Origin of the sequence: Pseudorhodobacter sp. MZDSW-24AT (assembly GCF_002794355.1) — a bacterium.
GTDB lineage: Bacteria > Pseudomonadota > Alphaproteobacteria > Rhodobacterales > Rhodobacteraceae > Pseudotabrizicola.
In genome coordinates, this window is the sequence record NZ_PGOI01000002.1 from 180,829 (window position 1) to 195,674 (window position 14,846).

Annotated in this window: 17 protein-coding genes and 1 tRNA gene; 12 read left to right on the forward strand and 6 right to left on the reverse strand. The window is 61.9% G+C overall.

The annotated features are described in order from the left end of the window. Positions 1–53 precede the first annotated feature (53 nt). A complete protein-coding gene (locus CUR21_RS02520; RefSeq protein ID WP_100195444.1) occupies positions 54–596 on the forward strand; it encodes a histidine phosphatase family protein in 543 nt (180 codons plus the stop codon). 36 nt (positions 597–632) lie between these two features. On the opposite strand, the gene typA is transcribed toward CUR21_RS02520, so the two are convergent. The 6 genes from typA to CUR21_RS02550 all read right to left on the reverse strand — a co-directional run bounded on the left by typA (position 633) and on the right by CUR21_RS02550 (position 6,120). Then, positions 633–2,450 carry a translational GTPase TypA gene (gene typA / locus CUR21_RS02525; RefSeq protein WP_100195445.1) on the reverse strand — a complete coding sequence of 606 codons (1,818 nt, stop codon included), beginning with the start codon at positions 2,448–2,450 and terminating at the stop codon, positions 633–635. Positions 2,451–2,541: 91 nt separating this feature from the next. Beyond that, complete coding sequence (locus CUR21_RS02530) at positions 2,542–3,144, reverse strand: YitT family protein (protein ID WP_100195446.1); 603 nt, start codon at positions 3,142–3,144, stop codon at positions 2,542–2,544. 143 nt (positions 3,145–3,287) lie between these two features. Further along, positions 3,288–4,502, reverse strand: coding sequence for an NADP-dependent isocitrate dehydrogenase (locus tag CUR21_RS02535; RefSeq protein WP_100195447.1), 1,215 nt, complete (start codon positions 4,500–4,502; stop codon positions 3,288–3,290). Positions 4,503–4,599: 97 nt separating this feature from the next. Next, complete coding sequence (locus CUR21_RS02540; protein ID WP_100195448.1) at positions 4,600–5,190, reverse strand: HD domain-containing protein; 591 nt, start codon at positions 5,188–5,190, stop codon at positions 4,600–4,602. Positions 5,191–5,194: 4 nt separating this feature from the next. Beyond that, entirely contained in the window at positions 5,195–5,464 is a 270-nt protein-coding gene (locus tag CUR21_RS02545; protein ID WP_100195449.1) for a hypothetical protein, read from the reverse strand. Continuing rightward, entirely contained in the window at positions 5,461–6,120 is a 660-nt protein-coding gene (locus CUR21_RS02550; protein ID WP_100195450.1) for an alpha/beta hydrolase, read from the reverse strand. Before CUR21_RS02550 ends, CUR21_RS02545 begins: the two co-directional genes overlap by 4 nt. Positions 6,121–6,307: 187 nt before the next feature. On the opposite strand from CUR21_RS02550, the gene CUR21_RS02555 reads away from it, so the two are divergent. From CUR21_RS02555 to CUR21_RS02605, 11 genes are all read left to right on the forward strand, one after another. Further along, on the forward strand, positions 6,308–6,775 hold the full coding sequence (locus tag CUR21_RS02555) for an Rrf2 family transcriptional regulator (protein ID WP_100195451.1): 468 nt from the start codon (positions 6,308–6,310) through the stop codon (positions 6,773–6,775). Positions 6,776–6,818: 43 nt separating this feature from the next. Next, the gene (locus tag CUR21_RS02560; RefSeq protein WP_100195452.1) at positions 6,819–7,859 is read left to right on the forward strand and encodes a cysteine desulfurase family protein; all 1,041 of its coding nucleotides are present in this window, start codon (positions 6,819–6,821) and stop codon (positions 7,857–7,859) included. 39 nt (positions 7,860–7,898) lie between these two features. Continuing rightward, positions 7,899–9,410 carry a Fe-S cluster assembly protein SufB gene (gene sufB, locus CUR21_RS02565; RefSeq protein ID WP_100195453.1) on the forward strand — a complete coding sequence of 504 codons (1,512 nt, stop codon included), beginning with the start codon at positions 7,899–7,901 and terminating at the stop codon, positions 9,408–9,410. A 25-nt stretch (positions 9,411–9,435) separates the two neighbouring features. After that, positions 9,436–9,747, forward strand: a complete 312-nt coding sequence (locus tag CUR21_RS02570; RefSeq protein ID WP_100195454.1) for a heavy metal-binding domain-containing protein — start codon at positions 9,436–9,438, stop codon at positions 9,745–9,747. Next, positions 9,740–10,330 (forward strand): hypothetical protein, encoded by a 591-nt coding sequence (locus tag CUR21_RS02575; RefSeq protein ID WP_232622656.1) that lies wholly within the window; start codon positions 9,740–9,742, stop codon positions 10,328–10,330. Before CUR21_RS02570 ends, CUR21_RS02575 begins: the two co-directional genes overlap by 8 nt. A 39-nt stretch (positions 10,331–10,369) precedes the next feature. After that, positions 10,370–11,125, forward strand: coding sequence for a Fe-S cluster assembly ATPase SufC (sufC, locus tag CUR21_RS02580; protein WP_100195455.1), 756 nt, complete (start codon positions 10,370–10,372; stop codon positions 11,123–11,125). Beyond that, positions 11,125–12,411 (forward strand): Fe-S cluster assembly protein SufD, encoded by a 1,287-nt coding sequence (gene sufD / locus CUR21_RS02585; RefSeq protein WP_100195613.1) that lies wholly within the window; start codon positions 11,125–11,127, stop codon positions 12,409–12,411. The genes sufC and sufD overlap by 1 nt, the downstream gene beginning before the upstream one ends. After that, positions 12,411–12,887, forward strand: coding sequence for a YIP1 family protein (locus CUR21_RS02590; RefSeq protein WP_100195456.1), 477 nt, complete (start codon positions 12,411–12,413; stop codon positions 12,885–12,887). Before sufD ends, CUR21_RS02590 begins: the two co-directional genes overlap by 1 nt. Then, a complete protein-coding gene (locus tag CUR21_RS02595) occupies positions 12,888–13,472 on the forward strand; it encodes a Yip1 family protein (RefSeq protein ID WP_100195457.1) in 585 nt (194 codons plus the stop codon). Then, positions 13,472–14,695, forward strand: coding sequence for a cysteine desulfurase (locus tag CUR21_RS02600; RefSeq protein WP_100195614.1), 1,224 nt, complete (start codon positions 13,472–13,474; stop codon positions 14,693–14,695). The genes CUR21_RS02595 and CUR21_RS02600 overlap by 1 nt, the downstream gene beginning before the upstream one ends. A gap of 63 nt (positions 14,696–14,758) precedes the next feature. After that, positions 14,759–14,835, forward strand: a tRNA-Arg gene (locus tag CUR21_RS02605). Positions 14,836–14,846 lie beyond the last annotated feature (11 nt).

Below are 14,846 nucleotides of genomic sequence, written 5' to 3' on the forward strand. Positions count from 1 at the left end.
CCTTGTGACGGGGCCGCCCTTTTCGCTTGGCGCGCATGGGCTATATCCCGCCTATGCGCGCTTTTTTCATTCTGATCCTCCTGATCCTCGCCACCCCGCTCCGGGCCGACCCGCTTGCCGCCGCAGGTCAGCCGGGGGCCATCCTCCTGATGCGGCACGCCATCGCGCCCGGCACCGGTGATCCGGCAGGCTTTCGGCTCGATGATTGCCGCACCCAGCGCAACCTCAGCGCGGCAGGCCAAGCGCAGGCCCGCGCCATCGGCGCGCGTCTGGCAGAGGCGGGGATCACTTTCACTCAAATCCTGACCTCGGAATGGTGCCGCGCCCGCGACACGGCCCGGCTGTTGAACCTTGGCCCGGTCACAGCGTTTCCGCCCGCCAATTCCTTCTTTTCCACCCGTCAAGATGAACCTGCGCAAACGGCGGCCATCCTCGCCCATCTGGACGCATTGCCGCCGCAGGCGCGCGTCCTCATCGTCACCCATCAGGTGAACATCACTGCGCTAACCGGAATCGTGCCCCAATCGGGCGAGACGCTCGTGGTCCGCCGCAGCGCGCAGGGCTTGCAGCTTGTGGGCCGTCTGCCGCCCCCTTGAAATGCAAAACGGCCCCCGAAGGGGCCGCCGCTTGCCTCAGGCGCTGCGCGACTGGCGCTTGCGCTCATGCGGGTCCAGATAGCGTTTGCGCATCCGAACCGATTTCGGCGTCACCTCGACCAACTCGTCATCGTCGATATAGGCGATGCACTGCTCAAGGCTCAGCTTCACCGGCGGCGTCAGACGCACCGCTTCATCGGTGCCGCTGGCGCGCACGTTGGTCAGCTGCTTGCCCTTCAGCGGGTTCACTTCCAGATCATTGTCGCGGCTGTGCTCACCGATGATCATACCCGTATACACAGGCTCCTGCACGCCGATGAAGAAGTGGCCACGGTCTTCCAGTTTCCACATCGCATAGGCGACCGAAATCCCGGTTTCCATGCTGATCAGCACACCCTGACGACGGCCCTCGATCGCGCCCTTATGCGGGGCCCAGCCGTGGAACACGCGGTTCAGCACGCCGGTGCCGCGGGTGTCGGTCATGAACTGGCCGTGATAGCCGATCAACCCGCGCGAAGGCACATGCGCGATGATCCGGGTCTTGCCCGCCCCTGCGGGCTTCATCTCGATCAGATCGCCTTTGCGTGGCCCGGTCAGCTTTTCGATCACGGGGCCGGTGTAATCATCATCGACATCGATGGTGACTTCTTCAATCGGCTCGTGCCGCACGCCGTCAATCTCTTGAAACAGCACGCGCGGGCGGCTGATCGACAGCTCGAACCCTTCGCGACGCATGTTCTCGATCAACACGCCCATCTGCAATTCGCCCCGGCCCGCCACTTCAAAGGCGTCGCCGCCGGGCGTGTCGGTCACCTTGATCGCCACGTTGATCTCGGCTTCCTTCATCAGACGCTCGCGGATCACCCGGCTTTGCACCTTGCTGCCTTCCTTGCCCGCCAGCGGGGAATCGTTGATCCCGAAGGTGACCGAGATGGTCGGCGGGTCAATCGGCTGCGCGGGCAGGGCGGTGTCGATCTCAAGCGCGCAAAGCGTATCGGCCACGGTGGCCTTGGTCATCCCCGCCAGCGTCACGATGTCACCCGCTTCCGCCGCCTCGATCGGGGTCTGCACCAGCCCGCGATAGGCCAGAACCTTGGACACGCGGAACTGCTCGATCCGCTCGCCATTGCGGCTCAGCGCCTTGAGCGTTTCGCCTGCGCGCAGCGTGCCTGCCTCGACACGACCGGTCAGGATGCGCCCGATGAACGGGTCAGCCGACAGCGTGGTGGCCAGCATCTGGAACGGCTCGGACCGGCGGGCAATCTGCTTGGGCGCGGGCACATGCTTGATGACAAGCTCGAACAGCGCCGAAAGATCCTTGCGCGGACCATCCAGCTCGGCATCGGCCCAGCCCGACCGGCCCGAGGCGTAAAGCACCGGGAAATCAAGCTGATCATCGTCTGCGCCAAGGTTTGCGAACAGGTCAAACACCTCATTCAGGGCGCGCGACGGCTCTGCATCGGCCTTGTCGACCTTGTTCAGCACCACGATCGGGCGCAGCCCAAGCGCCAGCGCTTTCGATGTCACGAATTTGGTCTGCGGCATCGGGCCTTCGGCGGCGTCCACCAGCAGCACCACACCATCCACCATCGACAGGATCCGCTCCACCTCGCCGCCGAAATCGGCGTGTCCGGGGGTGTCCACAATGTTGATGCGCGCGCCGCCCCATTCCAGTGAGGTGCACTTGGCCAGAATGGTGATGCCGCGCTCACGTTCGATGTCGTTGCTGTCCATGGCGCGCTCGGCCACGGCCTGATTGTCGCGGAAAGACCCCGACTGTTTCAAAAGCTCGTCGACGAGCGTGGTTTTGCCATGGTCAACGTGGGCGATGATGGCAATGTTGCGAAGCTCCATCGGGAGGGGTCACTTTCAATAGGGTCTGATGATTGTTGGCCTGCCCTTACAGGGTTTCGGCCGGATTGGCCAGTGCCGATCACACCGCGCCTCAGGTGGCGATGTAGCGGTCCCGGCGGTGGTTGATGGCGATGATTAGGTTCAGCACCACGGCGCCCAGCAAGGACCAAGCCACAACGCTCACCGGGAAAAGGAACAGCGCGACACCGAAGATCACCGCATCTGCCCCCAGTTGCACATAGCCCGCGCGAAACCCCGTCTTGTCCTGCACCATCAACGCCACAACGCCCAGTCCACCAAGACTGCCATTGTGGCGGAAAATGACCAGAAGCCCCACGCCCGTCAGTGCGCCAAAGGTCAGCGCAGCCATCGGGGTCGACAGGGTGGCAAAGGCAATCTGATCGGGCAGGAGGAGCGTCAGGGCCGAAAGCAAACTGACCGAGATCAGGGACTTGCAGGTGAAGGCCGGGCCAAGGCGCAGCCAGGCCAGCAGATAGAAGGGCAGGTTGATCACAAAGAACACCACCCCAAAGCTCCACCCCGTCACATAGGACAGGATCACCGCAATCCCCGCAGTCTGCCCGGTGATCAGTCCGGCATGGGTCAGGAATTGCAAGGCCAGAGCGCAGAGAAAAGCGCCAAGAGCAAAGCCTTGCGCATCTTCGGTGAGGGAATGTTTGGCAGGATCGGTCATGCCGCGTCATTAGGACAGCTTTGCTGACCAGTCCAGCCCCATCTGCGCCGACGGCAGGCAAAGCGCGCGGTCAGTGAAAAGCCGGGCAAAGAAAAACCGGGGGATGCGGCGCATCCCCCGGTGTCTTGCCGCATCAGGCTGGATCAGCCTTTCAGCGCTTTGTTCAGGTATTCGTCCACCTTTTCCAGATAGCCCATCGTCGTCAGCCACTTCTGGTCGGGACCGACCAGCAGCGCCAGATCCTTGGTCATGTGGCCATCTTCCACCGCAGCCACCGTCACCTTCTCCAGCGTGGTGGCGAAGCGCATCAGCTGTTCGTTGTTGTCCAGCTTGGCGCGGTGCTTCAGACCCCCGGTCCAAGCAAAGATCGACGCGACCGAGTTGGTCGAGGTCTGCTGACCCTTCTGGTGCTGGCGGTAGTGGCGCGTCACGGTGCCATGCGCGGCCTCGGCTTCCACCGTCTTGCCATCGGGCGTCATCAGAACGCTGGTCATCAGACCCAGCGAACCAAAGCCTTGCGCCACAGTGTCGGACTGCACGTCGCCATCATAGTTCTTGCAGGCCCAGACATAGCCGCCCGACCATTTCATCGCCGATGCCACCATGTCGTCGATCAAGCGGTGCTCGTAATGAATGCCGGCGGCCTTGAACTTGTCGGCGAACTCTTCCTCGTAAACCTTCTGGAACAGGTCCTTGAAGCGCCCGTCATAGGCTTTCAGAATGGTGTTCTTGGTCGACAGATACACCGGCCAGCCTTTCAGCAGGCCATAGTTCATCGACGACCGGGCGAAGTCGATGATGCTGTCATCGAGGTTATACATGCCCATGTAAACGCCTGCCGAAGGCGCCGAATACACGTCTTTTTCAATCACGGTGCCGTCTTCGCCCACGAATTTCATCGTCAGCTTGCCCGCGCCGGGGAATTTGAAATCGGTCGCGCGATACTGGTCACCAAAGGCATGACGGCCCACCACGATCGGCTGGGTCCAGCCCGGCACCAAGCGCGGCACGTTCTTGCAGATGATCGGCTCGCGGAAGATCACGCCGCCCAGGATGTTGCGGATGGTGCCGTTGGGCGACTTCCACATCTGTTTCAGGCCGAATTCCTCCACCCGCTGCTCATCCGGGGTGATGGTCGCGCATTTCACGCCCACGCCATATTTCTTGATCGCCTCGGCCGAGTCGATGGTGATCTGGTCATTGGTGCGGTCACGCTCCTCGATCCCCAGATCGTAATACTTCAGGTCAATGTCGAGATAGGGCAGGATCAGCTTTTGCTTGATGAAGTCCCAGATGATCCGGGTCATCTCATCGCCGTCGAGTTCGACGACGGGGTTATCCACCTTGATTTTGGTCATGATCGGCCCTTTCAGCGTTGGATTCGGTTGCCGCGTCTATAACGCAAGACAGCGCGTGTGGGAAGCCTTGTATGCAATGGCATACCGAAAAGACGCGCTAGGCGAAGAACGGCGCCACCTTGGCCTTGACCCAATCCCAAAGGGCAGGGGCCCCGCGTGCGATCTTCACACCCACCCGGCTTTCCAGTTGCGCGCGGGTGACCTGATAGGTGGTCCAAGTGCCGCCGCCCGACATCAGATTGGCCATCACCGGCTGCACCCGGTCCAGACTTTTGGCAAAGACCGCATCGGGTGTCTCGGCGGCTTCGAACTCTTCCCACAGGGCGCGCAAGGCCATGCCCTGATCCTGCGGCAGCAGGCCGAAAATCCGCTCCGCCGCCCGCGCCTCGGCCGCCACCGTGTCTGCCGACCCATGCGCCAGACCATCGGCCGAATGGATCGGCACATCGCCCACGTCGATCTCAACCAGATCATGGATCAACAGCATCCGGATCACCCGGTTGATGTCCACGTCCGCACCGGCCTGATCCGCAAGGATCAGCGCGTAAAGCGCCAGATGCCAGGAATGCTCGCCCGAATTCTCGGGCCGCGATCCATCCACCAATGTGGTGGCCCGCAGCACCGATTTCAGCCGGTCGGCCTCATTCAGAAAGGCAAACTGCGCCTCCAGCCGTGCCCCGGCCTCCATCGCGTCAATGCCCGCCTTTTTCGGCCTCGCGCGGGGCCTCGGGCGGCTTCGTGCCCGCCCGTTTCGCCGCCAGCGCCTTGTTCAGGAACTCGCGCCCGCGCTTTTCCGCCAGCCGGATGCGGATCGAAGTCAGGAAAGCCTCTTGCAAAGTGGGAGAGGACGCGCCCACCACCTTCGCCACCTGCTCATAGAAATACGGATCATCCAGATCGACCGACCCTGCCAGCACATCGCGGGCAAGGCCATCGGCCAGATCTTGGATGAAATCGCTCACCGCGACGCCTCACCCAGACGGCGGCGCACGTAATCCGACACCGTTCCGATCATCGGCTTCATATGCGCCTCTTCATCCTTGAAGAAGTGATCCGCGCCTTCGATCTCGGTATGGGTGATGGTGATGCCCTTCTGCTCATGCAGCTTGCCCACCAGCGCCTTGGTGTCCTTGGGCGGCGCCACCTTGTCGGCGCTGCCGTTGATGATCAACCCAGAGGAAGGGCAGGGTGCCAGAAACGAGAAATCATAAAGGTTCGCCGGAGGCGCGACCGAGATAAACCCGGTGATCTCGGGCCGCCGCATCAAAAGCTGCATCCCGATCCACGCGCCAAAGCTGAACCCCGCCACCCAGCAATGCTTGGCGTTCTGGTTCATCGATTGCAGATAATCCAGCGCCGAGGCGGCATCCGACAATTCGCCGATGCCTTGGTCATACTCGCCTTGGCTGCGCCCCACGCCGCGGAAATTGAACCGAAGCACGGTAAAGCCCAAGTTGTAAAAGGCATAGTGCAGGTTATACACCACCTTGTTGTTCATCGTCCCGCCATAGGCCGGATGCGGATGCAACACGATGGCGATGGGGGCATCCCGATCTTTTTGCGGGTGGTATCGGCCTTCAAGTCGGCCTTCCGGGCCAGCGAAGATCACTTCGGGCATATGTTTCCTGCCTGTCATTCGGCCGAGCGCATTCTTGACGAAAACGCTTAGCATATCTAGAACCGTTCTAAAGCGACGCAGGCCACGAAAGCGGCCAGCGAGCCCAAGGGTCAAATTCAGGTAATGGCCCCTGTGTTCCGCGTCAATCCATTTGCGGGCGGTAATGCCGCCAATCAGGGGTATAAAGATGAAACTCTCGACCAAAGGCCGTTATGCAATGGTCGCGCTTTCCGATCTGGCGCTGATGGAAGCCAAGTCCGAAGATCTGGTGTCGCTCGCCGCCATCGCCAAGCGGCAGGACATTTCCTTGCCCTATCTGGAACAGCTCTTCGTCAAGCTGCGCCGCGCTGGTCTGGTCGAGGCCGTGCGTGGCCCCGGTGGCGGCTACAAACTGGCGCGCAGCCCGTCAGACATCCGGGTGTCCGAGGTGATGGAGGCGGTCGAAGAAACCGTCGATGCGCTGCACACGGGGGCAGGGGCGTCCGGCGGCGTCTCGGGCACCCGGGCGCAAAGCCTCACCAATCGCCTCTGGGAAGGGCTCAGCGCCAACGTCTATGTGTTTTTGCACCAGACAAGGCTTTCCGATGTGATCCGCAACGAGATGCGCCCTTGCCCTGCGGTGCCGGCCTTGTTCCGCGTGGTGGATGAAGACTGAACCCCGATTTTTCGCAGAAAAATCGTGCAGGAAGGACAGGACGATGCGGCTTTATCTTGACTGGAACGCCACCACACCGCTGCGCCCCGAGGCGCGGGCGGCGATGGTCGCGGCGATGGAGATTGTCGGCAACCCCTCCAGCGTCCATGCCGAAGGCCGCGCGGCCAAGGCTCTGATCGAAAACGCCCGCGCGCGCATTGCCGCCGCCCTAGGGGCCGATGGGGCTGATATCGTCTTTACCTCCGGTGCCACCGAAGCCGCTGCCCTTGCCTCTGCCGGGCGGGATCTGGCCTGCGCCGAAGTCGAGCATGATGCCGTGCTGGCGTGGTGCGAGGCTTTGCTGCCGGTCGATGCCGACGGGCGCATCGAGGCCCGTGTCCCGCGTGAATGCGCGGTCCAGCTCGCCAATTCTGAAACCGGCATTCTGCAATCCTTGCCCGAAGGCCTCGCGCTGTCAGACCTTACGCAAGCCTTTGGCAAGGTGCCCTTCGCCTTCAACTGGCTCGGCTGCGACATGGGGCTCATCTCGGCACATAAGCTCGGCGGGCCAAAGGGCATCGGCGCGCTGGTGCTGCGGCAGGGGATCGAGACGCAGGCCCAGTTGCGTGGCGGCGGTCAGGAGATGGGTCGCCGGGCAGGCACCGAAAACCTGATCGGCATCGCAGGCTTTGCCGCCGCCGCCGAAGCCGCCGCCCGCGATCTGGCCAACGGGGTTTGGGAAGAGGTGGCGGAAATTAGAAATATTCTAGATTCAGCATTGTTCGATCTGGCAAACGATACTATTTCCGTCGGAAAAGAAGCGTCACGGCTTCCGAACACCATTTGCCTGATCGCACCCGGCTGGAAGGGTGAAACGCAGGTGATGGCGATGGATCTTGCGGGCTTTGCCGTTTCGGCGGGCTCTGCCTGCTCCAGCGGCAAGGTGCGCTCCAGCCGGGTGCTGCGGGCCATGGGGTTTGAAGATGCTTTGGCCGCGCAGGCGATCCGCATCTCTCTGGGCCCCGGCATCACGCGCGACGATGCGTTGCGCTTTGCCGAAAGCTGGGCCGCGGCCTATCGCAAGGCGCGCGCGCGCGCTGCATGAATAACGGGTCGCAAGGCCCCGAGAAAAAGGAAAAGTCCTATGGACGGTGTTGAACTGGAAGTGCGCGAGGGTGTGGATCGGGAAACGATCGAAACCGTGCAGGCCATGTCCGGCAAATACAAGCATGGCTGGGAAACCGATATCGAGATGGACTATGCGCCCAAGGGCCTGTCCGAAGATATCGTGCGCCTGATCAGTGCCAAGAACGAGGAACCGCAATGGATGCTGGAGTGGCGTCTTGCGGCCTATCGGCGCTGGGTCAAGATGGAAGAACCGACTTGGGCGATGCTCGACTATCCGGCCATCGACTATCAGGATCAGTATTACTACGCCAAACCCAAAAGCATGGACGTCAAGCCCAAGTCGCTGGATGAGGTTGATCCCAAACTTCTGGCCACCTACGCGAAGTTGGGCATCCCGTTGAAGGAGCAGGCCCTTTTGGCGGGTGTCGAAGCGCCCGAAGGCGGAGAGCGCAAGGTCGCGGTGGACGCGGTGTTCGATTCCGTCTCGCTGGGCACCACGTTCAAAGGGGAACTCGCCAAAGCGGGCGTCATCTTCTGCTCGATTTCCGAAGCCGTGCGCGAACATCCTGAACTGGTCCAGAAATATCTGGGCTCGGTGGTGCCGCAATCCGACAATTTCTTCGCCACGCTCAATTCCGCCGTCTTTTCGGATGGGTCTTTTGTCTACATCCCGCCGGGCACCCGCTGCCCGATGGAGCTGTCGACCTATTTCCGCATCAACGCCGAAAACACCGGCCAGTTCGAGCGCACGCTGATCATCTGCGACCGGGGCGGCTATGTCAGCTACCTCGAAGGCTGCACCGCGCCCAAGCGCGACACCCACCAACTGCACGCCGCCGTGGTGGAAATCGTGATCCTTGAAGATGCCGAGGTGAAGTATTCCACCGTGCAGAACTGGTATCCGGGCGATGAAAACGGCGTCGGCGGCATCTACAACTTCGTCACCAAACGCGCCGATTGCCGTGAGGCCCGCGCCAAGGTGATGTGGACCCAAGTTGAAACCGGCTCTGCGATCACCTGGAAATACCCGTCCTGCATCCTGCGCGGCGACGATTCCCAAGGCGAATTCTACTCCATCGCCATCGCCAACAACGCCCAGCAGGCCGACACCGGCACCAAGATGATCCACTTGGGCAAGCGCACCAAATCGCGCATCGTGTCCAAGGGCATTTCGGCAGGGCGCGCGCAAAACACCTATCGCGGGCAGGTGTCCATGCACCCGAAGGCCATCGACAGCCGCAACTACACCCAATGCGACAGCCTGCTGATCGGCGACAAATGCGGGGCGCACACCGTGCCCTACATCGAGGTCAAGAACAACTCCAGCCGGGTGGAGCATGAGGCGACCACGTCCAAGGTGGACGAAGATCAACTGTTCTACTGCCGCTCGCGCGGAATGGACGAAGAAGAGGCGGTCGCTCTGGTGGTCAACGGCTTCTGCAAGGACGTGCTGCAAGCGCTGCCGATGGAATTCGCGATGGAAGCGCAGGCGCTTGTGGCCATCTCTTTGGAAGGCTCTGTCGGATAAACCCGGGATCTCAAGGAGTTGGGCGATGATCGTCACAACCACGCATAATGTCGAAGGCTATCAGATTGCCGATTACAAAGGCATCGTGACCGGTGAGGCGATCATGGGCGCCAATATCGTGCGCGATCTCTTTGCCGGGATCACCGATATCATCGGGGGCCGCTCTGGCGCGTATGAGGCAAAGCTGGCGGATGCCCGCGAAACCGCGCTGCGCGAAATGCAAGAGCGGGCCTCGGCCCTTGGCGCCAATGCGGTGGTGGGGGTCGACCTCGATTATGAGGTGATCGGCCAGATGCTGATGGTGTCGGCCTCGGGCACGGCGGTGCGCCTTGGTTGAATTGGCCGAACCTCCGGTGTTGACCATGCCCGAGGTGGAAGCCGCGGCCTATGCCGCTGGCTTGCGCGCGGCACAGGTGGTGCTGGAATATGGATCGGGCGGCTCTACGGTGCTGGCCGCCGAAATGGGCAAGACGGTTTTCTCGGTCGAAAGCGATGCCGAATGGCTGCAAGGCATGCGTGACTGGTTCACGCGCCACCCGGCCAAAGGCAAACTGGTGCTGCATCACGCCGATATCGGCCCGACCGGGAAATGGGGGATGCCGACCGGGCCAAAGGCATTTCGCAGGTTTCCTGGATATGCGCTTGAGATCTGGGATCATCCCGATTTTGAGCATCCCGATCTCGTCCTGATCGACGGCCGCTTTCGCCCGGCCTGCCTGTTGGCCACCGCCTTTCGCATCACGCGCCCGGTCACGGTGCTCTTTGACGATTACACCGGGCGCGAGCCCTATCATGCCATCGAGGCGATGTTTCGCCCCGTCGCGCTGCATGGCCGCATGGCCGAATTCCATCTGGAACCCACGCCGATCCCTGCCGATAAACTGGCTTGGGCCATGGGGTGGTTTCTGAAACCGCAATAAGGCGCCCGGCGCCAAATCTGAATACCAAGAGGCCGAAAAATGTTGGAAATCAAAAACCTGCACGTCAAACTTGAAGAAGAGGACAAGGTAATCCTCAAGGGTGTCGATCTCAAGATCGGGGCAGGGGAAGTGCATGCCATCATGGGCCCCAATGGCTCGGGCAAATCGACGCTGTCTTATGTGCTTTCGGGCCGCGACGGTTATGAAGTGACCGAAGGCAGCGCCACTTTGGAAGGCGAAGAACTGCTGGAGATGGAACCGGAAGAGCGCGCCGCGGCGGGCCTCTTTCTTGCCTTCCAATATCCGGTGGAAATCCCCGGCGTCGGCAACATGACCTTTCTGCGCACCGCGGTGAACGCGCAGCGCAAGGCCCGCGGCGAAGAAGAGCTGTCGGCGGGGGATTTCCTCAAAGTCGTGCGCGCCAAGGCGAAAACCCTGAAGATCGACGCCGATATGCTGAAGCGCCCGGTCAATGTGGGTTTTTCGGGGGGCGAGAAGAAGCGCAATGAAATCCTCCAGATGGCGATGCTGGAGCCGAAGATGTGCATCTTGGACGAAACCGATTCCGGCCTTGATGTCGATGCGATGAAACTGGTGTCCGAAGGCGTGAACGCCTTGCGCGACGAAGGCCGGTCTTTCCTTGTTATCACGCATTATCAGCGTCTTCTGGACCATATCAAACCCGATTTCGTCCACATCATGGCCGCTGGCCGCATCATCAAGTCCGGCGGCCCCGAATTGGCGCTGGAAGTGGAAAACAACGGCTACGCCGATCTTTTGGCGGAGGCGGAATGATGGCGCTGCCTCAAGCGAAAACCGACGCGCTGCAGGCGCGCACGGCCACGCTCACCGCGCAAGGCACGGGTTGGCTGGGCAGCGCCCGGCGTGATGCCGAAGCCCGCCTTGCGGCCATGGGCCTGCCCGGCAAGCGCGATGAATACTGGCGCTACACCGATCCCACGAGCCTCACGCAAGAGGCCCCGGTTCCGGCGGCCCTGTTCGACGCCGGCGATGAGGCTCCGGCCTTTGATGGCATCGACGCGGTGAAACTGGTGTTTGTCGATGGCGTCTTTGATGCAGCGCAGTCGGACGACCCCAGCCTTGCCGGGGTCGAGATCACGCATCTTTCCGCCGCCGACGGTCTGGATATCCACTGGGCGCGCGAGCTTTACGGCGTGCTGGAAGCCCGGGGCCAGAACCCGGTGCAGCGCCCGCTGGCAACGCTCAACACCGCCTATGCCACCGAAGGCTTCTTGATCCGCGCCACCGGCAAGGCTGCAATGCCGATCTCGTTCCTCTATCACCACCGGTCGGAAACCTCGGACGCGCTCATTCACCACTGCATCAAGCTCGATGCCGGGGCCGAGTTGACGGTGCTCGAGAACGGCCCCGGTGCCGCCCGTTTCACCAAGGTGATGGAGGTTGACGTGGCCGATGGCGCGCGCTTCCACCACATCCGTGCGCAAGGGCGCGATCACGAACGCCGCGCCGCCACCCATGTGTTTTCGCGCATTGGCGAAAAGGCGCTGTTCAAATCCTTCACCCTCACCGCCAATGGCTGTCTCACCCGCAATGAACAGATCATCGAACTGGTGGGCGATGATGGCGTGGCCCATGTGGCGGGTGCTGCGGTCGGCGATGGCACCTTCCATCATGATGACACCGTGTTTGTCACCCATGCGGCACTGCGCTGCGAAAGCCGGCAGGTGTTCAAGAAAGTGCTGAAAAACGGTGCCGTGGGCGTGTTCCAAGGCAAGATCCTTGTCAAGCAAGGCGCGCAGAAGACCGACGGCTACCAGATCAGCCAAAGCCTTCTGCTCGACGGTGACAGCCAGTTCTTGGCCAAGCCCGAGCTTGAGATCTACGCCGATGATGTGAAGTGCAGCCATGGCAGCACCTCTGGCGCGATCGATGAAACCGCGCTGTTCTATCTGCAATCGCGCGGCGTGCCCAAGCGGGTGGCGCAAAGCCTGCTGGTTCTGGCCTTCCTCGCCGAAGCGATCGACGAGATCGAGGACGAGACCATTGCCGAAGACATCCGCAGCCGTCTGGAAGGCTGGCTGCAACGCCACGAACACTGATGTCGATCACGACAGACATCGTGGAAAGCTGGCGGCGGCCGCGTGTCGTGGTGCGCAGGCACCTTGCGCGCGGCCAGTCAGAACCCTTTGCCTTTGCGTTGCTGGCGTCCTTTCTGGTGCTGGCCTTTGTCGCGCAATGGCCCTCTGCGTCACGCGCGGCGTTTGAGGATGGCGGCACCCCGGTTGCCCCGCGACTTCTTGCCATCGCGCTGGCGCTGTTGGCGACGGTGCCGCTGTGGTATGGGCTGGCCGCACTCAGCCGGCTTGTGGCGCGCGCCTTCGGCGGCAAGGGCAGCTGGTATGGCGCGCGCATCGCGCTGTTCTGGTCTTTGGTGGCGGTCACACCGCTGATGCTGCTCCAAGGCCTTGTGGCCGGGATGATCGGCCCCGGCCCGGGGCTCACAGCGGTGGGCACGCTGGCCGGGGTGGCCTTTCTGGTTTTCTGGGCACTCGCCCTGATCGAAGTGGAACGCTGAATGGACTTGTCGCTGTCAACCCTGCTGTCCCTTGCGCGCTTTACCGTGCAAAATCCGCGGGAAGGCGCGCGGATGGTGATGCGGGCCAATCTGCCGATGACCGCGCGTTGGGTGGCACTGGCGCTGATGGCGGTGGCTTCGGCCATTCTGGCGCATCTCGCCTTTGCCCTCATGCCGGTCGAGGCGCAGCAGGCGATGGCAGGCGCCATGGCCAGCCCGCTCACCAGCGCGGTGATGCAAGGCGGGCTCATGCTGGGGGCGGTCTTCGTGATCCATGGGGTCGGCCGCTGGCGTGGCGGCACGGGCCAGTTCGAGGACGCGTTGATCCTGATGATCTGGCTGCAATTCATCTTGCTGATCCTGCAAGTGGTGCAGATTGTCACCCAGCTCTTGCTGCCCGTCGCCTCCGTGCTGGTGGGCTACCTGTCGGTGGGCGTTTTCCTCTGGCTTCTCAGCAACTTCATCGCCGAACTTCACGGCTTCAAATCCGTGCTCCTCACCTTTTTCGGGGTGCTCCTCACGCTTTTGGCCTTCGGCTTCTTCCTCGCCCTTGTGCTCGTTCCCTTCATGGCTCCGGTGGCATGATGTCCTTTGATCTCAGCAAGATCCGCGCCGATTTTCCCATCCTGTCGCGTCAGGTGAACGGCAAGCCGCTGGTCTATCTTGACAACGGCGCCAGCGCACAGAAACCGCAATGTGTGATCGATGCGGTGACCACGGCCTATTCCATGGAATACGCCAATGTGCACAGGGGCTTGCACTACCTTTCCAACCTTGCGACTGACAAATACGAAGCCGTGCGTGGCACCATTGCGCGCTTTCTGAACGCGGCATCGGAAGAAGAAATCGTCTTCACTACCGGCACCACCGAAGCGATCAATCTGGTCTCTTATGCTTGGGCCGCGCCGCGGTTTGAACCGGGCGATGAGATCGTGCTCAGCATCATGGAACATCACGCCAATATCGTGCCTTGGCATTTCCTGCGCGAACGGCAGGGCGTGGTGCTCAAATGGGTGGACTGTGATGCCAATGGTGATCTTGACCCGCAGGCGGTGATCGATGCCATCGGCCCCCGCACCAAACTGGTGGCCATCACCCAGATGTCGAACGTGCTGGGCACAGTGGTCGATGTCGCCAGCATCTGCCAAGCGGCCCGCGCGCGCGGCGTCGCCACGCTGGTGGATGGCTCGCAATCGGCGGTGCATATGCCGGTGGATGTGCAGGCGATGGGCTGCGATTTCTTCGCCATCACCGGGCATAAGCTTTACGGGCCAAGCGGTTCCGGGGCGATCTTCATTCACCGGGACAGGATGGCCGAGATGCGGCCTTTCCTTGGCGGCGGCGATATGATCCGCGAGGTCAGCCGCGACAGCGTCAGCTACAATGACGCGCCGATGAAATTCGAGGCTGGCACGCCCGGGATCGTGCAGCAAACGGGGTTGGGCGTGGCGCTCAACTATCTGATGGATCTCGGGATGGACCGGATCGCCGCGTATGAACGGCACCTCCGAGATTATGCGCAAAGGCGGTTGTCCGGCCTCAACTGGCTGAACATCCAAGGCAATTCTGCCAGCAAGGGCGCGATCTTCAGCTTCACGCTGAACGGCGCCGCCCATGCGCATGACATCAGCACCATCCTTGACAAGCGCGGCATTGCCGTGCGCGCCGGCACGCATTGCGCCATGCCGCTGATGGCCCATCTGGGCGTCGGCGCCACCTGTCGCGCCTCCTTCGCGATGTACAACACCGAGGCCGAGGTTGATGCCTTGGTCAGCGCGCTTGAATTCTGCCACGAGATTTTTGGCTAGGGCAGGGGATGCCATTCCCTTTCCCGTTGCAGCCCGTAAAGATCACGTCTATAGAACCCTCAGGCACCCATAGCTCAGCTGGATAGAGCGTTGCCCTCCGAAGGCAAAGGTCGCACGTTCGAATCGTGCTGGGTGCGCCACCCTTCTTGAC